Source organism: Blastococcus litoris (genome assembly GCF_003075095.1).
Taxonomy (GTDB): Bacteria; Actinomycetota; Actinomycetes; order Mycobacteriales; family Geodermatophilaceae; genus Blastococcus_B; species Blastococcus_B litoris.
The window spans coordinates 199,011-218,106 of record NZ_QCZF01000003.1; the positions used below are offsets into that span (position 1 = coordinate 199,011).

Consider the following 19,096-nt stretch of genomic DNA (forward strand, 5'->3'; position numbering starts at 1 on the left):
GACGCCCACCCTCTTCCCCAGGGAGCGAGTCATGTTCCAGCGCCGTCCGTCCGGACCGGCGGCACCGACGGTCCCCGCACGCCGGGGTTCCCGCCGGCCGGTCGTGGGCCGCAGGCCACGCCCCGTGCGCACCGTCCTCGTCGCCGTTCTCACCGGCGCGGTGACCAGTGCGCTGCTCCTCGGTTCCGCAGGTCCCGCCCTCGCGGTCCCCGCGCCGCCGCCCAACCCCACCGACGGCCAGCTCGGCGACGCCCGCGCGCAGCAGGAGGCCGCCGCGGCCGAGGTCGGCCGGATCGCCGCCCTCGTCGCCAGCGCCGAGGCCGAGCTCGAGCGCGTCGGCGTCCTCGCCGAGGCCGCCGGCACCGCCTACCTGGCCGCGGAGGAGGCCCTGATGCAGGCGCAGGAGCAGGCCGACGCCGCGGCCGCCGCGCTGCAGGTCGCCGCGGACGCCGTCGCCGCGTCCGAGGCGCGGATCGCCCTGTTCTCCCGCGACAGCTACATGAAGGGGTCGCAGCTGAGCACCACCGCCGCGCTCCTGGACTCGGCCGGCCCCGGCGAGCTCATCCAGCGGGCCGCGATCCTCTCCTACGTCGCCGACAACCAGCTCGACGTCCTCGGCGAGCTCGAGGTGGCGAAGGTGTCCCAGGCCAACGCGGAGTCGGCCGCCCGGGCGGCGCGCGACGACATGGCCGCCGCCGAGGAGACCGCCGAGGCCGCGAAGCAGGCGGCCGACAGCCAGCTGGCCGCCCAGCAGGGCGCCTACGAGCAGGTCGCCACGGAGAAGGCCGGCTACGAGGCGCAGCTCCAGGCGGCGCAGATCCACCTGCTCGAGCTGCAGGGCGCCCGCGACGCGTACCAGCAGTGGGTGGCGCAGAAGCAGGCCGAGGAGGCCGCCGCGGCGCGCGCTGCCCAGGAGGCGGCCGCACGTGCGGCTGCGGCGGCGGCAGCTGCCGCGCAGAACGACGGCGGGTCGTCGGGCGGCGGGTCGTCCGGCGGTGGCGGCGGCGGCGGGGGTGGCAGCTACGTCGCGCCGACCTACGGCCGGGTGAGCAGCTGCTACGGCGCCCGCTGGGGGGTCACCCACTACGGGGTCGACATCGCCGCCCCCATCGGGACCCCCGTCTACGCGGCGACGTCCGGTGTGGTGAAGCGTGCCGGCGCCGCCACCGGCTTCGGCCAGGCGGTCTACATCCTCGGCGACGACGGCTACGTCACCGTGTACGGGCACGTGAACCGGTACTTCGTCTCCTACGGGGAGCGCGTCTCGGCCGGCGAGCAGATCGCGGAGGTCGGCAACCGCGGTCAGTCGACCGGACCGCACCTGCACTTCGAGGTGCACTCGGGCGGCCAGCTCTACAGCAACCAGATGAACCCCGTGCCGTGGCTCAACAACCGCGGCGTCTACATCGGGGGATGCGGGGGCTGACCCCCGCCGCGGACAGCTGCGGCCCGCCACATCGGGGATGAGTGGCGGGCCGCAGCCGATCGTCGGTGAGCGTCAGCTGGTCGGGGCGGCCGGCTCGGTCGAGTCGACGTCGAGGTCGCACTCCTCGGACAGGTAGGTCTGGACGTTGGTGGCCGACGACGTCAGCGAGCCGATGACCTCGCTGGTGCGCTGCTCCAGCGTGGCCTGGGCGTTCGGGTCGTTGACGTCCACCTCGGCGAAGGCCTGCGCGAGCTGCTCGATGCCGTCGGCCAGGGCCGCCCAGTCGCTGCTGATCTCGCTCGGGGGCTCGACGCCGCGGACGTTGTCGGCGGCCGTCTGCAGCGCACCGGCGAGGGCGGTGGGGTCGTTCTCCGTGCCGGAGAGCGCGGGCTCGACCTGCTCGAAGGCCGAGGCCGCCTGCGAGCAGAACTCGGAGTCGGTCTGCTCGGCGGTGGTCTCGGCGGCGCTGGAGCTGCTCGCGCTGGTCTCCGACGACGCGCTGTCGTCGTCGGAGCCCCCGCACGCGGTGAGCAGCACGGCGGCGGCAGCCAAGGAGAGGCCGGGAAGGATTCGACGCATGGGCGCGAGGCTAACCGCCGGGTGCGCGGCCGCGCAGCCGCACGGCTAGCGTGCCCCGCGTGGACGCCCCGGCTGACCCGCGCACCTCGTGGGCCCTACCCGTCCCGGGCGGGATGCCCCGGACGGCGGAGCTGGAGCCGCTGGTCACCCGCGTCCTGGCGCCCAACCCGTCCGGCATGACGCTCGACGGGACCAACACCTACGTCGTGGGCGGGCCCGGCAGCGGCCAGGCGGTGCTGGTCGACCCCGGGCCGGACGACGCCGCGCACCTCGCGGCCGTGGAAGCGGCCCTCGATGCCCGGGGTGCCCGCTGCGTCGCCGTCCTGGTCACCCACCACCACGGTGACCACGCGGAGGCGGCCCTGCCGTGGGGCGAGCGCTTCGGTGCGCCGGTCGCCGCGGCCACGGCGGCGGTGGCCGGTCCCCGGGGCCGGGTGCTCGAGCACGGCGAACGGCTCGCCCTGGCCGGGACGGGCATCGACGTCGTCGGAACGCCCGGGCACACGAGTGACCACCTCGCCTTCCGGCTGGAGTCCGGCGCGGTGCTCGTCGGGGACCACGTCCTCGGCCGCGGCACGTCCGTGGTGACCCACCCCGAGGGCGACGTCGTCGCCTACCTGGAGTCGTTGCGGCGGGTCCACGACCTGGGCCCGAGCGCGCTCTACTGCGGCCACGGACCCGAGCTCACCGAGGACCCCGGCGCGGTCCTCGACTACTACCTGGCCCACCGGGCCTTCCGCGAGCAGCAGCTGCTCGCGGCGCTGGTGGCCGGGGCGGGGACGGTCGACGAGCTGGTCGCCGCGGTCTACGCGGAGGTCCCGCGGCAGCTGTGGCCCGCCGCCGCGCAGTCGACGCGGGCCACGCTGGCGAAGCTGCACGCCGAGGGGCGCGTCGAGCAGGGCCCCGGCGACGCGGTGCGCCCGGCATGACCGACGTCGCGGTCGTTCCCAGCAGCGCGAGCGAGGAGGACCAGCGCCGGGCGGCCGCCGCCCTGTCCGCTGCGGGGCTGGGCGCGGGGGACCGGCTGCTGGTCTCCGCCGCGGCCTCGCCGGCGCTGCTCGCCGTCGTCATGGGTGCCCTGCGGACGGGCATCGTGCCCGTCGTCCTCGATCCCGCGCTGCCCGCGGACGAGCGCGCAGCGCTGGCGGAGGACGCCGACGCGGCGCTCGACGTGGGGTCCGATCCCGCCCGGCTGCTCTCCGGGAGCGAGGAGGCGGAGCTCGCCGAGGTGCCGTTGGCCCGGCCCATGCACTACACGTCCGGCACGACGGGGCGCCGCAAGGGCGTCTGGTCCGGCGTCCTGGCCGAGGACGACGCGCGGGCGCTGGCCGCCGAGGAGATCGAGCTGTGGGGCTTCGGGCCGGCCGACCGGCACCTGGTGCTCTCGCCGCTGCACCACAGCGCCCCGCTCCGGTTCGCCGTCCACACCCTGCTGGCCGGCGGGGAGGTGCTGCTGCCCGGGCCCTTCGACGCCTCGCGGGCGGCCGCGGCGATCAGCACGCTCCGGCCGACGACGACGTTCTGCGTGCCCACCCACCTGCAGCGGCTCGTCGGGCGGGACGACGTGGACTGGTCCTCGTTCCGCCGCCTGGTGCACGCGGGTGCGCCGTGCCCCGAACCGCTCAAGCGGGCCGTCCTCGCCGCCCTGCCCGAGGGCAGCGTGTGGGAGTTCTACGGGTCGACCGAGGCCCAGTTCACCGTCTGCTCGCCCGAGGACTGGCTGGCCTCCCCCGGCAGCGTCGGCAGGGCGCGGCCCGGGCGGCGGCTCGAGACCGACGAGCGCGGCCAGCTGTGGTGCGCCGTCCCCCCGTGGGCGCGGTTCGAGTACTGGCGCGCCCCCGGGAAGACGGCGGCGGCCTGGCGCGGCGACCGGGTGACGGTCGGCGACCTGGGCCGGGTGGACGACGACGGCGTGGTCTGGCTCGACGGACGCCGCGAGGACCTGGTCATCTCCGGCGGCGTGAACGTCTACCCCGCGGAGGTCGAGGCGGTGCTCGACGCGCACCCCGACGTGGTCGAGAGCGCCGTCTTCGGTGTCCCCGACGCCGAGTGGGGCCGGCGCGTGGTCGCCGCCTACGTGGGGGCCGCGGAACCGGCCGCCCTGGCCGCCTGGGCGCGGGAGCGCCTGGCCCCGGCCAAGCGGCCCAAGCAGCTGCACCCGCTTGACGAGCTGCCGCGCACCTCCACCGGCAAGGTGCGCCGGCTCGACCTGCCGGGGGTGCTCGGGCTGCCCGATGCGTGAGGAGCACGACGTCGTCGTCGTGGGGGCGGGGACGGCGGGATGCGCGCTGGCCGCGCGGCTGGCCGACGCCGGGCGCCGCGTCCTCCTGCTCGAGGCGGGGGCCGACCACCTGCCGGAGGAGCTGCTCGACCCGGCATCGATGCGGGGCGCCGTCCCCGGTCACCCCGCGAACTGGGACCTCACAGCCGAGCTGACGGGGGAACGCACCGTGCGGGTGCCCCGCGGTCGGGTGGTCGGCGGCTCCAGCGCCCTGTACGCCGGGTCGTTCATCCGCGGCACCCGGTCGGACCTCGACGGCTGGGCCGCCGCCGGCAACGACCTGTGGTCCTACGACGCCGTGCTGCCGGCCTTCCGCCGGCTCGAGACCGACGCCGACCACGGCGACGAGGCGGGCCACGGGGCGGACGGCCCCGTCGCGGTCGTGCGCCCCCGGGAGGGCCATCCGCTGGCCGACGCGTTCGCCGCGGCCGCCCGGGAGCTGGGCCACCCTGCCGAGCCCGACAAGAACGGCGACCAGCCGCCCGGCTACGGGCCGGTGCCCCTGGCGCTGTCCGGCGGACGGCGGGTGAGCACCGCGACCGCCTACCTGTGGCCCCGCCGCGGGCTGCCGGAGCTGACCGTGCGCGGCGGTGTCCGGGTGCGCCGGGTGCTGATCGAGGGCGGCCGGGCCGTGGGGGTGGAGACGGCGGACGGCGTCGTCCGCGCCGGCGAGGTGGTGCTCTCGGCCGGCGCGGTGGGCTCGGCGCAGCTGCTGCTGCACTCCGGCGTCGGCCCCGCCGACCCTCTGCGCGCCCTGGGGATCCCCGTCGTCGCCGACGTGCCCGGCGTGGGTGCGGGCCTCACCGACCACCCGCAGGTCTACGTCCCGTTCCGTCCGGCGCGCCCGCTGCCGCCCCCACCGGGCGGGCTGCCGCTGCACGGCGTCCTGCACGCCACGGCGGAGGGCTCGGCCCTGCCGGGGGACCTCGAGGTGCTCCCCTGGCTCGTCCCGTTCAGCCGGATCACCGGCGCACCGGCGGGCGACGAGCTGCTCGTCGGCGTCGGCCTCCAGCGGGAGGAGTCCCGCGGCCGGCTCTCCCTGGTGACCGCCGACCCGGAGCGGCCGCCGCGCATCGAGTACCGGTACCTGGCGGAGGAGCCGGATCGGCGGCGGCTGCGGGAGGGGGTCCGGCTGGCCACGGCCCTGCTGCGCACGCGCGCGCTCGGCGACCTGGTCGAGACCGCCGACGTCCCCGGTGCCGACGACGAGCTGGACGCCTGGGTCCGGGAGCGGCTGACCACCGCCGTCCACCTGTCCGGCACCGCCCGCATGGGACCGCCGGACGACGAGGGCGCGGTGGTCGACCAGGAGCTCCGCGTGCGGGGCGTGACGGGTCTGCGCGTCGTCGACACGTCGGTGATGCCCCGGGTGGTCTCGCGGGGGACCGCCGCCACCGCCGTGATGATCGGGGAACGGGCCGCCGAGCTGGTGACCTAGTCGTCGAACGGGAAGCCGGGCGGGAACTGGTCGGCCGGCAGCTGGTCGGGAGGGAACTGGGGGACGTCCGCCGGCGCCTCGGGCGGCGGCCCCCCGTCGGGCGGGGCGGGTGCCGGGGCCGGCCGTGGGGGCGGCGGCGGGTTCGGGTCGGCCAGCGGGATCCCCGCCGGTGGGAAGGGGACCGGCTCCTGCGCGGACAGGATCGGGAACATGGCATCGCGCCAGATCGGCGCGGCCAGCCGGCCGCCGTAGCCGCCGAGGTCCTCGTTCCGCTTCGGGTTGAGCAGCATGACGCTGGCCGCGTACTGCGGCGTGTAGCCGACGAAGGCCACGGAGTAGCGGTTCTGGCTGGTGCCCGTCTTGCCGGCGATCTCGTGCCCGGGGATCGCCGCGCGGGTCCCGGTGCCGATGGGGGAGGCGGTGTCACCGATCAGGATCTGGTTGAGCGTGGTGGCGACGTCGGGACGCACCGCCTCCGGGGTGCACGCCGGGGCGGTGTTCAGCGGGGCGCCGTCCGCTCCGGTCAGCGGGACGCCGTCGCGGTCGAGGATCTCGGTGACCGGCGTGGGGGCGCACTGCGTGCCGGACGCCGCGAGCGTGGAGTAGGCGCTGGCCAGCGCCAGGGGGCTGGTCGCCTCGGCGCCGAGGGTGAACGAGCCGCGGTTCTCCGACACGACCTGGTCGGCGACCGGGTCGAGGGAGAACAGGCCCATCCGCTGCGCCGTGCGGACCGGTCCCTCCACGCTGCCGAGCTCGTCCTCCAGCGCGACGAAGTAGGTGTTCGAGGAGCGGACGAGGGCCTCCACCATGGACAGCGTCCCGGGGTAGCGGCCGGCGTTCTGGACGACGTAGGGCGCCCGCCCGTTCTTGTAGACGCGCGAGACGTAGGGGTCGCTGGTGGTGATCGTGTGCCACGGCGGGATCCCGCGCTCGAGGGCGGCCGCGGCCACGAAGACCTTGTAGGTGGACCCCGCGCCCTGGCTGGCGACGAGGTTGAGGTTGACCGACTCCTGGGTGGGGTCGTTCGCGTCGTAGCCGAAGCGCCGGTTGACGCTCATCGCGAGCACCTTGCCGGTGCCCGGCTCCACGGCGGTGAACATGGCGGCCAGCGGGTCGTCGAGGGCCAGGTCGGCGGCCACCGACTGGTCCCCGGACACCTGCAGGTCCGGCCGCAGCGTGGTCCGGATCGTCAGCCCGCCGGTCTCCAGCTGCTCCTGGGTGATGCCGAGCGTGCCGGTCAGGTGCCGCTGCAGGTAGTCGCAGAAGAACGCGCCCACCAGGGCGTCGACGCAGCCGTTCGGCGGCTGCTCGGTGGGGTTCACGACCACGGCCTGGCCGAGGTTGGCGGCGAGCTCCTCGTCGGTGATGTGGCCGAGGGAGTGCATCCGCTGCAGAACCTGGTCCCGCCGGACGCGGGCGCCGTCCGGGTTCGACACCGGGTCGTCGTTGGTCGGTGTCTGCACCAGCCCGGCGAGCATGGCCGCCTGCGGCAGCGTGAGGTCGACGGCGTTCACGGCGAAGTACCGCTGGGCGGCGGCCTGGACGCCGTAGGCGCCCCGGCCGAAGTACACGATGTTCAGGTACCGGGTGAGGATCTCCTCCTTGCCGTACCGGCGCTCCAGCGCCAGCGCCAGGCGGGCCTCGCGGAGCTTGCGGCCGACGCTCTCCTCGGTGGCCGCCGCCCGCTCCTGCGGGGTGGTGGCGGTCTGCAGCAGGGTCTGCTTGACCAGCTGCTGGGTGATCGTCGAGCCGCCCTCCATGACGCTGCCCGCCATGAGGTTGCGCATCAGCGCGCGGGCGGTGCCCTCCACGTCCAGGCCGTGGTGCTGGTAGAAGCGCGAGTCCTCGATGTCGACCAGGGCCTGCTTCATCACGTCGCTGATCGCCTCGGGCGGCACGGGCGTGCGGTTGTGCCGGTAGAAGTAGGTGATCAGCGATCCGTCGGCGGCGAGGACGACGGAGTTGCCCGCCGGGGTGGCGTCGCCCAGCTCGACCGGCAGCGGGTCGAGCAGGTTGCCGTTGGAGCGGACGACCAGGCCGGGCCCGAGGATCCAGGGCAGCATGAGCGCCGCGAGGAGCGCGCCGGCGATCGGCACCGCGACGAGGACGAGCAGCCGGGCGGCGTGCAGCCGCGGACGGTCCTGCCCGGCCATGGACCACCTCGCCGACGTCGTGCCTGCAACGTGCCGACATCGTGGACCCCGGAGAGGTTCGGCGAACAGGCCGTATGCCGCATCGAGACCGAACGGGACGGCGTGTCGGGCGGCGCCCGGTCCGCGATCTGTCGCGGGGTGACGCAGCGGGTCGACCCCCGGACTCTGCGTGAGGCAGCCGGGCTGTCCCGGCGGCGCGCGACCGCAGCCGCCGGGACGCCGGGGCTCAGGGGGTCAGCGGACCGCCGGCAGCTCGCTCGTGGTGGTCGACAGCGGCGACCACGCGTCGGGGTGCGGACGACCCGCGTCGGCGACCCAGGTCCGGGCCGGCGCGGGCGTGCCGGTCGTACGGGTCTGCGGGCGGGCGCTCAGGCTCACGATCAGGGCGAGGAGGACGAGCATCCCGACGAGGACGCCGCCGATGACCAGGAGCGTGGAGAGCATGTGCAGAAGGTATGCGCCGGACCGATCCGTGTCAGGCGGTCGACTCGGGAAGATCTCACCGAAGATCGCCGGAAGGTTGACACACTTCGCCGCTTGACGCGGCAAGCGCACCGCTTGCACGGGCAGATCCCCACAGCGCCGGGTCGTCGGTGTGCCGGTGCGGCCGGCCTGGGTAGGACGGCGCGGTGCGAGCGGTGGAACGGGTGGCGGGAGCGGTGACCGGCGCCGCCGGGCGGCTGGTGGCGGTTCCCCTGGGGGCCATCGCCCGGTGGCGGGGCGGCAAGCCGATGCACCCACGCGGCGCGGTGTTCGACGCGGTCCTGGAGCGGCAGGGCGGCGACCTGGGGGTCCCGTGGCTGGACGCCCGGAGCAGCGACCCGGTCGTGGTGCGGATGTCCCGGGGGGCGGGCCTGCCCGCTCCGCTGCCGGACCTGCTGGGGCTGGCCGTCCGGCTGCCGGGGAACGGGAGCCCGGTGGACCTGCTCCTCACCACGACGGGGCGGGGCCCGCTGAGCCGGCTGGTCCCGGTTCTGCGCAGCGACACCGCCGCCGTCTACACCTCGATCATGGGCTACCGCTCGGCCGCCGGGTCGGTGCGCCTGGCCGCGTTCCCGGAGGCCGACTCCGTGCCCTCCGACCCGCACCCCCTCGCCGAGGCCGTCTCCCGGGACGGTCTCCGGTTCGCCGTCGCCGTGGCCGTCGGCCTCGGCCCGTGGCGGCCCTTCGCGCGGCTCTGCCTCACCCGCCCGCTGCCCTCGCTCGACCCCGACATCCGCTTCGACGCGGTGCGGAACCCGCCGCCCGGCCTGACGCCCGACGGCCCGATGGCCCGGTTCCGGGCACCGGCCTACGCCCGCGCGAGGGCCGAGCGGAGCGCTACGCGGTCGGCGTGACGACGAGTGCCTCGTCGAGCAGCGCCCAGGGGTCGGCCGCGGCCCCGGCGGCGCGGGCCGCCCGGTCACCGGCGTCGCCGAGCGCGCTGCGGATCCCGTCACCCAGCTGGACCAGGAGCGGGCGCAGCATCGGCCAGACCGCGACGCCCAGTTCCGTCCGGACGGCGTCGGCCGCGCCGCACAGGCGGGCGGCCGCGGCGGCGTCCCCGGTGAGCAGGGCGAGGGCGGCCAGGCCGTCCAGGCAGTAGGCCAGCCCCTCGCGGTCCTGGCCCGCGCGGTGCAGGGCCGCCGCCTCGGCCAGGTGTGCCCGGGCGGCCGCCACGTCACCGGACATGAGCGCGTCCAGCCCGAGCTGGTCGAGGAGTGTCGCGGTCAGGTGGTCGTCGTCGAGCTCCCGCGCGAGCCCGAGAGCCTCCTCGTGCGCGCGGACGGCCGCGGACACGTCCCCGGCGAGCAGGGCGACGTCGCCGTGCGGCACCAGGGCGAAGGCCACCGACCAGGTGTCGCCGCTGCGTCGCAGCGCCTGCACCGCCTCGTCGTAGAGCGCGGGCAGCGCCGGGTCCTCGGCGGTGCGCGTCATCGCCTCCCCGACCAGCCCGAGGCCGAGCAGCCACGGGTCGCCGCGCTCGCGGGCGTCCTCGACCACCTCCTGGAGCAGCGGCGCCGCGTCGTCCAGCCGGCCGAGGGCGATGTGCATCGTCCCGCGCGCCCACCGGAGGAGGGCCGCGGACTCCGGACGCAGGCCGGCGGCCGACGGCAGCCGGGCGGTCTCCTCCGCGACGGCGGCCATCGGGACCAGCAGGCCCCGCGCCCACCACCAGCGCGCGAGGGGGGCGGTGAGGGCGACGGCGAGCTCGGCCCGGTCGGTGGTCACCGCCCAGCGGACGGCCTCCTGGAGGTCGGTGGTCTCCGCGTCCAGCCGCGCCAGCCAGATCGCCCGGTCGGGGCCGGCCAGCCCGGCCCCTGCGGCGGCGCTGACCGTCGCGAGGTGCCGCGCCCAGCGCTCGCGCGTGGCCTCCTCATCGCCCCGCTCCCGCAGCCGCTCCGCCGCGAACGCCCGCACCACCTCGAGCATCCGGAAGCGGGGCTCGCCCTCCCCGGTGTCCGACGGCATGACCAGGCTGTGCCCGACCAGTGCGGAGAGCACCTCCGGGACGTCGAGGTCGTCGTCCACCACGCCGACCGCCTCCGCGGTGTCGATGGTGGCGCCGGTGGGGCACACCGACAGCCGGGCGAGCAGCGCCCGGGCGTCGTCGTCGAGGAGGTCGTGGCTCCAGGCCACGGTGGCGCGCAGGGTGCGCTGCCGGTCGGGGACGTCGACCTCCGCCGCACGCATGTCGAGCGCCCGGTCGAGGCGGCGCAGCAGCAGCGCCGGCGGCATCGTGCGCACGCGCGCGGCCACGAGCTCGATGGCCAGCGGCAGCCCGTCCAGCCGGCGCACCAGCTCGGCGACGGCGTCCGCGGAGCCCTCGAGGCGGAATCCGGGGTCGGCCTGGCGGGCGCGCTCGGTGAACAGCTGCACCGCCGGGCTCGTCCCGCCGCCGGACACCGCCAGCGGGCCGAGGGGGACGTCGTGCTCCCCGCGCAGCCGCAGCAGGCTGCGGCTGGTCGCCAGCAGCTGCGTCCGGGGGCAGCGGGAGAGCAGGACGCCGAGTTCCTGGGCGGCGTCCAGGACCTGCTCGAGGTTGTCGAGGAGCAGCAGCACCCGGCGCCCGGCGAGCCGGTCGGCGACGACGTCGAGCACCGGTCGCCGTCCCTCGGCCTCGACGCCCAGGGCGGCCGCGATGGTCCCGGCGACGTCGCGAGGGTCCCGGACCGACTGCAGGTCCACCAGCCACACCGCGTCCCGCTCGGCGGTCAGCTCCTGCGCGGCCTCGATCGCCAGCCGCGACTTCCCGATGCCGCCCGGCCCGCTCACCGTCACCAGCCGAACGGCGGGATCGCGCAGCAGACCGGTGACGAGGGCCAGCTCGTCGCGGCGGTCGACCAGCGGCGTGGCCGGCACCGGGAGCCAGCCCGCGGCCAGCCCGGGCAGCGACGGCGCCGCGGGCGCCGCGAACCGCTCGGTCATGAGGACGGCGAGGTCGTCGGCCACCCGCTCGCCGAGGTCGTCGGGATCGTCGTAGGGAGTCGTGGAGGCGCCGCTCTCCGCCTGGATCCGGGCGATGAGGCCCTCCAGGCGCGGTTCGCGGCCGGGGGCGTGGCGGCGGACGTAGAGCAGCCGCGGTCGTCCGCCCGACAGCTCGTACTCGTCCTCCAGGCCGGAGATCCCCATGTCGGGGGCGATCCAGCCGTACCGCTCGCCGTAGATGCCCACGAAGACGTCGCTCTGCTCGAGGTAGGCGCGGTACAGCTCGCGGGGTGGGTGGGCCCGCGCGCCCAGGTCGAACATCACCGGGGTCAGGTGCAGCCGGCGGACCGCGGCGCGGACAGCCGCCCGCTCGGCGGCCAGCTCCTCGAGGGTCGAGGAGACGAAGACGCGCAGCCGGCGGTCGGGCGTGGCGATCGGTTCCGGGGCGTCGCCGGACGCGCGGGTGTCTGCGGCCACGAGGCCTCCCGTCGACGCCGACCGTGCCGGGGAGTCTAGGGATCCCGGCAGGGGCCGGAAAGGCGGTGACAGGCGGCGACGGCGGTGGTTCGATCGTTCTGGTCGACAACCGTGCACGGGGGCCCGATGTGCTCGGGAGGTCCAGGTGAACCCTGCCCCATCGACGACGTCGGCACCGCCTGGTCACCGTCCGGTGCACCCGGGGATGCGGGCGCTCCTCGCGTCCTTCGCCGTGCTCACCGCGCTCGCGACCGGCGCGCTGTACGTGCTGGCCGAGAACACCGCCGAGACCTTCGCCTGGACGATCGACCCGCCCCTGACCGCGGCGTTCATCGGCGCCGGCTACGCGGCCGGCTTCGTCCTCGTCGTCCTGTCGCTGCGGGACCCGGTGTGGGCGCACAGCCGGGTGGCGGTGCTGACGATCTTCGTCTTCGTCGTCCTGACCCTGGTCGCGACGCTGCTGCACATCAACCGCATGCACTTCGACGACGACTTCGGCGACCTGGGCGCGCTGGCCAAGGGCGCCGCCTGGTTCTGGCTGGCCGTCTACGTCGTCATCCCCGTCGCCATGGCCGTGCTGCTGGTGCACCAGGAGCGGGCGCCCGGTGAGGACCCGGAGCCGACCCACCCGGTCCCGGTCGTGCTGCGCTTCGCGCTGGCGGTCGAGTCCGCCGTCCTGCTCGTCGTCGGGGCGCTGATCTACCTCGACCCCGCGACGGCCACCTGGGTGTGGCCGTGGGACATGCCGCCCTTCACCGCGCGGGTCGTGGCGGCCTGGCTGCTCGCCTTCGGCCTGGCGACGGCGCTGGCGGCGCTGGGCGGCGACCTCCGCCGGCTGCGCACCGCGGCCATCGCCTACACGGTGTTCGGCGCGCTGGTCCTGGTCGCGGTCGCCCGCTTCCCCGACACGCTGGACTGGGACGAGGCGCCGGCCTGGATCTTCGTCGGCATGGCCGCCGCCGTGGTCCTCACCGGCGCAGCCGGGTGGCGTGCGGCACCTGCGGCGAGCCGGCGTCATGGCTGAGGAGCAGAAGGCGGCGCTCGTCGTCCTCACCCGGGACGACGCGGCGCGCGCCGCGCTCGGTGCCGAGCTGGAGCGCCGCTACGGCCGCGACTACGCCGTCGTCGGCTGCTCGGTGCCCGACGACGTCGCCGCCCGGCTGCCCGAGGGGTTGCCGGTCGCGGCCCTGCTCGGCGGGCTGGGTGGCGCCGACCCGGACGGCCTGGAGGTGCTGCGCTCGGTGCACCGCGAGCACCCCGGCGCGATCGCGGTGGCGGTGGTGCGGTGGGGCGACTTCGACACCGCCCGGCCGATCTTCGAGGCGCTCACGCTCGGTCAGCTCGACCGCTGGTCCTACGTGCCGGAGGTGGTGGGCGACGAGGAGTTCCACAGCGCGATGACCGAGATCCTCGAGGAGTGGTCGGCCCGGCAGGGGGGCGGCTTCGAGGCCGTCCGGATGATCGGCGACCGCTGGTCCGAGCGCGCCCAGCACCTGCGCGACACGTTCACCCGCAACCGCATCCCGCTCGGCTTCTACGACGCCGGTTCCGCCGACGGCGCCGCCGTGCTCGCCGGCCTGAAGCTGGAGAACCCCCGGCTGCCGGTGGTCCAGCTGCGCTTCCGGCCCGAGCGTCCGGTGCTGGAGGACCCCAGCGACCTCGAGATCGCCGACGCGTTCGGCCTGCTCACGCCGTTGGACACCGACGCGGTCTTCGACCTGGTGATCGCCGGTTCCGGGCCGGCCGGGCTGGGCGCCAGCGTGTACGCGGCCTCCGAGGGGCTCCGGACCCTGGTGCTCGAGCCGGAGGCCGTGGGCGGGCAGGCGGGCACGAGCTCGCTGATCCGCAACTACCCCGGCTTCCCGACCGGGATCAGCGGGAACCGGTTGGCCTTCAGCGCCTACCTGCAGGCCTGGGCCTTCGGCAGCACGTTCCACTTCATGCGCTCGGCGCAGGCCATCGCGCCCGAGGGCGACCTGCTGCGGATGACCCTGAGCGACGGCGCCTCCGTGCTCACCCGGGCCGTCGTCGTGGCCACCGGCGCCAGCTGGCGCCGGATCGGGGTGCCCGAGCTGGAGGCCCTCACCGGGCGCGGGGTCTTCTACGGGGCGGCGGTGAGCGAGGCGCCGGCGATGCGCGGCCGCCACGTGTTCGTGGTCGGCGGCGGCAACTCCGCCGGGCAGGCGGCCGTCCACCTCTCGCGCTACGCCGACCGGGTCACCGTGCTCATCCGGCGCGCCTCGCTGGTCGAGACCATGTCGGACTACCTGATCCGCGAGCTCGACGCCCTGCCGAACGTCGACGTGCGCCCGCGCGTGCAGGTCGTGGGCGGGGCCGGCGGGGACTTCCTGGAGACGGTGACGATCCGGGACCTGGACAGCGGCGAGGAGACCGTCGAGCCCGGGGTCCTGTTCGTGCTGATCGGCAGCGAGCCGCGGACCGGCTGGCTGGCGGGCACGCTGGCGCGCGATCGCTGGGGGTTCCTGCTCACCGGCTCGCAGTTGCTGGGCGACGACGCGTCCCCGGCGTGGCCGCTCGAGCGGCCGCCGGCACTGCTGGAGACCAGCCTGCCGGGGGTCTTCGCCGCCGGCGACGTGCGGTCGGGATCGGTGAAGCGGGTGGCCTCGGCGGTGGGGGAGGGCGCCCTGGCGATCACGCTCGTGCATGCGCACCGCGCCGCCACGGCGGACGTCCGAAGCTGAGAGTGGGTTCCCGCTCACCCGATGGAGTTGCTCACGGGTTGGCCGCCAGATGACGGGGTAGGGCGGACGGACCGGCTCGAACGATCGTGGCCGGGCGCTGACACCGCCGCGCAGCACGTGCTGCCGCAGTGCTCGATCGCACGAGGAGCCGATCGCCGAGATGTCCACCGACCCCCCGGAAACCGGGGGGCCGTCCCGCCGGGGCGGTCCCGTCCGCGTGGCCACCATCCCGTTCGGCAACCCGTACGTCGACGCCGTCCTGCCGCCGGACGTCGTCCGGGTCGGGTCCTCGGGCGAGCTGAGCCCCTGGCTCGACGTCACCTTCCTCACCGAGCACGCCGCGGAGGTCGACGTGCTCCACCTGCACACCGGGGCGGCCGACGTGGCCGCCATGGCCGTGCAGTGCTGGGCGGAGACGGTGCGGCGGCTGGGGATCCCCCTGGTGGTCACCGTGCACCGGGTCGGCGCCGGAACAGGCTGCCCCCGCGACCCCGCGGTGGACGCCCACCTCGAGGCCGTGCTGTCGACGGCGGAGGTGGTCTTCACCCTCACCCGTGGAGCGGCCGACGAGATCGCCGAGCGCTTCGGCCGGACGGCGATCGTGGTGGCGCACCCGTCGGTGGCGATCCCGGATCCCGAGCTCGGCTCGGAGCGAGGGCTGGTGGGGCTGAGGCTGGGGCGGATCTCGTCCGCCGTCCCCGACCCCGGCGCGCTCGTGCGGGCGGCGCTCTCGGGCGCGGTGTCCGGTGGCGGGCGGTTGCGGGTGCTGGTCGACGCGGTCGACGAGCCGTGGATCGGCAGCGCGGTGCGCAAGCTGGCCGCCGCGGGCGACCTCGAGCTGGTCGTCCACTCCGCCGAGGACCGGCCGGCGCAGCTGCAGCAGCTGCACGTCGCCGTGCTGGCCGAGGCCTGCGGCAGCCACTCACGCGAGCTGGAGGTCTGCCGCGACGTCGGCACCCGGGTCGTGGCGCCGAGCTGCGGCTGGTTCGCCGACCAGTGGTCGGACGTCGTGTCCTTCGGCAACCACGAGCAGGGCCGCCTGGACCCGGTCTCCCTCACCGCCGCGATCGGTGCCGCGCTGGCCCGGCCGATGTCGCGGCCGGCCGACCGGCAGTGGCGGGACGAGCAGCGGACGGCGATCCGGCAGGTGCACGCCGACGTCTACGCGCAGGTGGCCGCCGACCGCACCTGGGTGTGACCCCGAGGGGTGACGGAGGCGCGAGCCGGAGGATCAGCCTGATAGGCAGGGTGCATGGCCGTGATCGTCGATGCTGAGCTCCGGGACTACGTGCTCGGCAACGGGACCGAGCCCTTCGATGACGGCGTGGATCCCACCTTCCTCGTGGTGACCGCCGAGCCGTGGCCCGAAGAATCTCTCGTGCAGGTCCTCACGGAGCTGTACCGCCGACTCGTCGTCGTCGACATCGACGGCGCCTTCGAACACGTGGGCGCACGTCCGGACATGACCTGGAACCACTACACACCCGCGTACGTCAGCGTCGGGGTGGGCGACCGGTACGTCGTCATCCACATGGACACGGACGCTCGTACGGAGCGCGAGCTGCTGAAGGTGTTCGTCGACATCATCGCCGCAGAGGTGACCCGACTGGTCAGCGATGTCCGCATCGGTGTGCTTCCGGACGGCGAACACGGGTCCCAGCTCCTCGTCGGAGCTACGAGGATGCGGGACCTGCCCGGCTTCGAGGAGCCGTTCCTGTGATCATCGGAGGCCGGTCGGCGGGACCAGCCGGCCACGAGGCATCGGACCGTTCAGTGTGGGCAGGGGCGGGGTCGAACCGCCGACCTCTCGCTTTTCAGGCGAGCGCTCGTACCGACTGAGCTACCTGCCCCTCCCGGTGTCTCCACCGGAGAGCGACCCTGACGGGACTCGAACCCGCGACCTCCGCCGTGACAGGGCGGCGCGCTAACCAACTGCGCTACAGGGCCTTGCTTGGTCGTGCTTCTCGTGCGTGCCCCCAACGGGGTTCGAACCCGTGCTACCGCCTTGAAAGGGCGGCGTCCTGGACCACTAGACGATGGGGGCTCGTAGTTCGCCGGGGGCGGGAGAAACAATACATGGCCCTCCCGTGCCCTCCGCGCCGGGGCCGGAGCGGCCTCACCCGAGGGAGGCCCGCAGCTCCACGGAGTCGTCGGTGACGCTGGAGCACTCGAGCTCGAGGGGGCCGGCGGTGACGCTCTCGCCCTCGGCGCAGGAGACGCTGGCGTCGCCCACGCCGAGCGACGCGCGACCGTCCTGGACGCCGCCGAACCTGAGGGTCGTGCCGAGGACGTCGGCCTCGGCACCGTCACCGGACAGCGTCACGGTGCAGCCGCTCGTCGAGCAGCTGACGCCGTTGGAGGTGAAGGAGCATGCGGACAACGGCACGAGCAGGGCTCCCGCCAGCAGCGGTGCCGCGATCCGGGAGGCCGTCGACGTGAGGGGCATGGCCCGAGCCTAGGTGCGCGGGGTCAGTCCGACGGGGACGCGGGCGCGGCCGGGACGTCGACGGACGCCTCGTCGGGGTTCTCCTCCGGTGGCGGCGGGAAGCGTCGCTGGATGGTCACCTCGGTCTCGCCCAGGCCGCCCAGGGTGATCTCGTCGTAGGCCTGGAGGCGCCCGGTCTCGGCGTCGAGGTAGAGCACGGTGCAGGTGAGCGGCTCGGGGAACTCGCCTTGGAGCCCGCGCAGCCCGGCGCCGCCGGTGGACCCCTCCACCATCAGCAGCGTGCCCTCGTCGAAGGAGGCCACCTTCCGGTCGTGCGTGTGGCCGGCCAGCACGAGCGGGACGTCGCCGTCCAGGGGGCGGCCCTGCTTCGGGTCGTGGACCATCGTGATCGCCGGGGGCTCGGGCAGGGTCTCGACGTAGTCGAGGAGCTCCTCGCCGGACTCGTAGAGCACCTCGTCGCCCGCGTCGTCGTCGCCGGTGCTCTTGTCGGGGGTGAACCGCGGGTCGGGGATGCCGGCGATCACCAGGCCGGCGACGGTGGTCGAGGACCTGTCGAGCACGACCGCGTTCGGCTGGGCGGCGACCAGTGCCGCCGTCGTCGCGGAGTCGTGGTTGCCGCGGATGTAGACGTAGGGCACGCCGAGGGTCCCCACGGACGTGATCAGCCGGTTCTCGGGCTCGCTGCCCCAGTCGGTGATGTCCCCGGTGTCGAGCACGCCGTCGACGCCGAACTGGTCGACCACCTGCGACACCAGGTCGAACCCCGCCGGGTTGAGGTGCAGGTCGGACACGTGCAGCAGCGCCACCGTCTCGCCGTCGCCGCTGGGCGCGGGCAGCGCGGAGACGGCGGAGTACAACGTGCCGACGTTGCCGACGATGTCCTCCAGCGAGGCGCGGTAGGCATCGAAGCGGGCGGCGATGTCCGCGGCGTCGCCGATGACGCTGGTCGCGTTCACCAGCAGGCCGGTGTAGCTGGGCTGGGAGATCGCCTCGGGCCGCCAGGTCGCCGCGCCCAGGCCGCCGGTGCCCAGGAGCACGACGGTGGTGATCCCCGCGGCGATCAGCGGTTCCTTGCGACGCCGGGTGAGGGCGAAGCTGGTGAGCGCCGCCCCCGCCAGGGCGAGTCCCGCCGTGGTCCACACCAGGCGGACGACGGCCGAGCGCAGGTCGTCGGTCACCTGGTCGACGACCCCCGCGAGCCGGACCGGGTCGCTGGCCAGCCGCTGGGCGCGCTCCTGGTCCACGCGCTGGAGCGCGACGTCCAGGCGGAGCGGACCGTCGTAGACCTCGACCGCGATCGACCCCAGCGGGGGGACGGCGACGGTCGCGCCACCGCCGGCCGGCCGGAAGGCCAGGGTCGCGTCGAACGGGCCGATGGGGGCGGAGATCCGGCCGAAGAGGGCCACCGCGATCATCGCGCCGGTGAGGGCGATCGCCACGCGCAGCGTCCAGCGCCCCGCCACCCGGGCACGACCGGCCCAGGGTGAGGGGGTGGGCGCGGTGGGGTCGCTCACCGCGCCCACGTTACTGAGCGGGGACGGCTCCCGTCGGACGGAAGATCCAGCGGAGCGCCGCGAAGCGGATGAGCCCGATCAGCCCCGTGACCGCCGCGACCAGGCTGATCTGCAGCGCGGGGTGGGCCGACCCGGCGGCCGAGTCGAGCCAGCCGAGCGCGACGCTGGTCGTCACCAGGCCGAACAGCGACACCCCGCCCGCCTCGATCTGCGCGGCCAGCCAGCCGACCCGCTCGTCGGCGCGGAAGGTGAGCCGGCGGTGCATCTCGTTGGCCAGCACGGAGGAGGCGACCGTGGCGATGATGTGCGCGGTCAGGTAGCCGAAGCCCTCGAGGCCGAGGAACAGCAGCGCGTAGACGGCCGTGGACGAACCGCCGACGAGCACGAAGCGGAGGAACTGCCCGAGCGTGTCCTCGCGGCGGACCTGCTCCGACACGGCGTGCGCGACGTCGTGCGCCACCTCTCCGGCCGTGTGCGCGTGCTCGTGCGGGAGGTCACCGTGGGGTTCGGTGTCCTCCGGCCGGCGGCGCAGCAGGGACGGGCAGGTCACGACGGTCCTCTCGGTTCGGGGCGAGCTGGGTCAAGGCTCCTCTTCCGCCTAACCCTTGTCACGCGAAAACATGCCTGCTCACCCTGACACTCACCTGTCTGTTCCATCACGATCGGCCGCCG

General features: G+C 75.2%; 16 protein-coding genes and 3 tRNA genes. 9 read left to right on the plus strand and 10 right to left on the minus strand.

The features are described 5' to 3' along the window. Positions 1–124: 124 nt before the first annotated feature. Complete coding sequence (locus DCS98_RS08025) at positions 125–1,426, plus strand: M23 family metallopeptidase (protein ID WP_241037359.1); 1,302 nt, start codon at positions 125–127, stop codon at positions 1,424–1,426. Positions 1,427–1,498: 72 nt separating this feature from the next. On the opposite strand, the gene DCS98_RS08030 is transcribed toward DCS98_RS08025, so the two are convergent. After that, the gene (locus tag DCS98_RS08030; protein ID WP_164704459.1) at positions 1,499–2,005 is read right to left on the minus strand and encodes a hypothetical protein; all 507 of its coding nucleotides are present in this window, start codon (positions 2,003–2,005) and stop codon (positions 1,499–1,501) included. A gap of 59 nt (positions 2,006–2,064) precedes the next feature. Between DCS98_RS08030 and DCS98_RS08035 the strand changes: the two genes are divergently transcribed. Genes DCS98_RS08035 through mftG form a run of 3 tightly spaced genes read left to right on the plus strand, consistent with a single transcriptional unit; the run spans position 2,065 to position 5,724 of the window. After that, entirely contained in the window at positions 2,065–2,934 is an 870-nt protein-coding gene (locus DCS98_RS08035; protein ID WP_116450864.1) for an MBL fold metallo-hydrolase, read from the plus strand. Continuing rightward, positions 2,931–4,247, plus strand: a complete 1,317-nt coding sequence (locus DCS98_RS08040; protein WP_116450865.1) for a class I adenylate-forming enzyme family protein — start codon at positions 2,931–2,933, stop codon at positions 4,245–4,247. Before DCS98_RS08035 ends, DCS98_RS08040 begins: the two co-directional genes overlap by 4 nt. Further along, positions 4,240–5,724, plus strand: a complete 1,485-nt coding sequence (gene mftG, locus DCS98_RS08045; protein WP_116450866.1) for a mycofactocin dehydrogenase MftG — start codon at positions 4,240–4,242, stop codon at positions 5,722–5,724. Before DCS98_RS08040 ends, mftG begins: the two co-directional genes overlap by 8 nt. Here mftG and DCS98_RS08050 read toward each other — a convergent pair. Next, positions 5,721–7,877: a transglycosylase domain-containing protein gene (locus tag DCS98_RS08050; protein ID WP_116450867.1), complete on the minus strand. Its 2,157-nt coding sequence runs from the start codon at positions 7,875–7,877 to the stop codon at positions 5,721–5,723. The genes mftG and DCS98_RS08050 overlap by 4 nt on opposite strands. A 234-nt stretch (positions 7,878–8,111) precedes the next feature. Then, positions 8,112–8,321 (minus strand): hypothetical protein, encoded by a 210-nt coding sequence (locus DCS98_RS08055; protein ID WP_116450868.1) that lies wholly within the window; start codon positions 8,319–8,321, stop codon positions 8,112–8,114. A 185-nt stretch (positions 8,322–8,506) separates the two neighbouring features. Here DCS98_RS08055 and DCS98_RS08060 point away from each other — a divergent pair, with 185 nt between their 5' ends. Next, positions 8,507–9,214 carry a phosphodiesterase gene (locus DCS98_RS08060; RefSeq protein WP_241037361.1) on the plus strand — a complete coding sequence of 236 codons (708 nt, stop codon included), beginning with the start codon at positions 8,507–8,509 and terminating at the stop codon, positions 9,212–9,214. On the opposite strand, the gene DCS98_RS08065 is transcribed toward DCS98_RS08060, so the two are convergent. Further along, positions 9,198–11,762 (minus strand): winged helix-turn-helix domain-containing protein, encoded by a 2,565-nt coding sequence (locus DCS98_RS08065; protein ID WP_164704460.1) that lies wholly within the window; start codon positions 11,760–11,762, stop codon positions 9,198–9,200. The two genes, DCS98_RS08060 and DCS98_RS08065, sit on opposite strands and share 17 nt — an antisense overlap. A gap of 205 nt (positions 11,763–11,967) precedes the next feature. Here DCS98_RS08065 and DCS98_RS08070 point away from each other — a divergent pair, with 205 nt between their 5' ends. The 4 genes from DCS98_RS08070 to DCS98_RS08085 all read left to right on the plus strand — a co-directional run bounded on the left by DCS98_RS08070 (position 11,968) and on the right by DCS98_RS08085 (position 16,184). Next, positions 11,968–12,786 (plus strand): hypothetical protein, encoded by an 819-nt coding sequence (locus DCS98_RS08070; protein ID WP_164704461.1) that lies wholly within the window; start codon positions 11,968–11,970, stop codon positions 12,784–12,786. Beyond that, complete coding sequence (locus DCS98_RS08075) at positions 12,779–14,464, plus strand: NAD(P)/FAD-dependent oxidoreductase (RefSeq protein WP_164704462.1); 1,686 nt, start codon at positions 12,779–12,781, stop codon at positions 14,462–14,464. Before DCS98_RS08070 ends, DCS98_RS08075 begins: the two co-directional genes overlap by 8 nt. 160 nt (positions 14,465–14,624) lie before the next feature. Next, positions 14,625–15,662, plus strand: a complete 1,038-nt coding sequence (locus DCS98_RS08080; RefSeq protein WP_116450872.1) for a glycosyltransferase — start codon at positions 14,625–14,627, stop codon at positions 15,660–15,662. 54 nt (positions 15,663–15,716) lie between these two features. Beyond that, complete coding sequence (locus DCS98_RS08085) at positions 15,717–16,184, plus strand: hypothetical protein (protein WP_116450873.1); 468 nt, start codon at positions 15,717–15,719, stop codon at positions 16,182–16,184. 56 nt (positions 16,185–16,240) lie between these two features. On the opposite strand, the gene DCS98_RS08090 is transcribed toward DCS98_RS08085, so the two are convergent. From DCS98_RS08090 to DCS98_RS08120, 6 genes are all read right to left on the minus strand, one after another. Continuing rightward, positions 16,241–16,314: transfer RNA gene (locus DCS98_RS08090), tRNA-Phe, on the minus strand. A 23-nt stretch (positions 16,315–16,337) separates the two neighbouring features. Further along, positions 16,338–16,411, minus strand: a tRNA-Asp gene (locus DCS98_RS08095). A 24-nt stretch (positions 16,412–16,435) separates the two neighbouring features. Beyond that, positions 16,436–16,508: transfer RNA gene (locus DCS98_RS08100), tRNA-Glu, on the minus strand. Between the two features lie 72 nt (positions 16,509–16,580). Then, positions 16,581–16,910 (minus strand): hypothetical protein, encoded by a 330-nt coding sequence (locus DCS98_RS08105; RefSeq protein WP_206340157.1) that lies wholly within the window; start codon positions 16,908–16,910, stop codon positions 16,581–16,583. Between the two features lie 23 nt (positions 16,911–16,933). Beyond that, positions 16,934–18,424 carry a metallophosphoesterase gene (locus tag DCS98_RS08115; RefSeq protein WP_116451122.1) on the minus strand — a complete coding sequence of 497 codons (1,491 nt, stop codon included), beginning with the start codon at positions 18,422–18,424 and terminating at the stop codon, positions 16,934–16,936. A gap of 10 nt (positions 18,425–18,434) precedes the next feature. Further along, entirely contained in the window at positions 18,435–18,974 is a 540-nt protein-coding gene (locus DCS98_RS08120) for a GtrA family protein (RefSeq protein WP_241037365.1), read from the minus strand. Between the last annotated feature and the right edge of the window lie 122 nt (positions 18,975–19,096).

Excerpts from the sequence above, each read along its gene's own strand:
- DCS98_RS08030 (WP_164704459.1), bottom strand. The coding sequence starts at position 2,005 with ATGCGTCGAATCCTTCCCGGCCTCTCCTTGGCTGCCGCCGCCGTGCTG.
- DCS98_RS08040 (WP_116450865.1), top strand. The coding sequence starts at position 2,931 with ATGACCGACGTCGCGGTCGTTCCCAGCAGCGCGAGCGAGGAGGACCAG.
- mftG (WP_116450866.1), top strand. The coding sequence starts at position 4,240 with ATGCGTGAGGAGCACGACGTCGTCGTCGTGGGGGCGGGGACGGCGGGA.
- DCS98_RS08050 (WP_116450867.1), bottom strand. The coding sequence starts at position 7,877 with ATGGCCGGGCAGGACCGTCCGCGGCTGCACGCCGCCCGGCTGCTCGTC.
- DCS98_RS08055 (WP_116450868.1), bottom strand. The coding sequence starts at position 8,321 with ATGCTCTCCACGCTCCTGGTCATCGGCGGCGTCCTCGTCGGGATGCTC.
- DCS98_RS08070 (WP_164704461.1), top strand. The coding sequence starts at position 11,968 with ATGCGGGCGCTCCTCGCGTCCTTCGCCGTGCTCACCGCGCTCGCGACC.
- DCS98_RS08075 (WP_164704462.1), top strand. The coding sequence starts at position 12,779 with ATGGCTGAGGAGCAGAAGGCGGCGCTCGTCGTCCTCACCCGGGACGAC.
- DCS98_RS08080 (WP_116450872.1), top strand. The coding sequence starts at position 14,625 with ATGTCCACCGACCCCCCGGAAACCGGGGGGCCGTCCCGCCGGGGCGGT.
- DCS98_RS08085 (WP_116450873.1), top strand. The coding sequence starts at position 15,717 with ATGGCCGTGATCGTCGATGCTGAGCTCCGGGACTACGTGCTCGGCAAC.
- DCS98_RS08105 (WP_206340157.1), bottom strand. The coding sequence starts at position 16,910 with ATGCCCCTCACGTCGACGGCCTCCCGGATCGCGGCACCGCTGCTGGCG.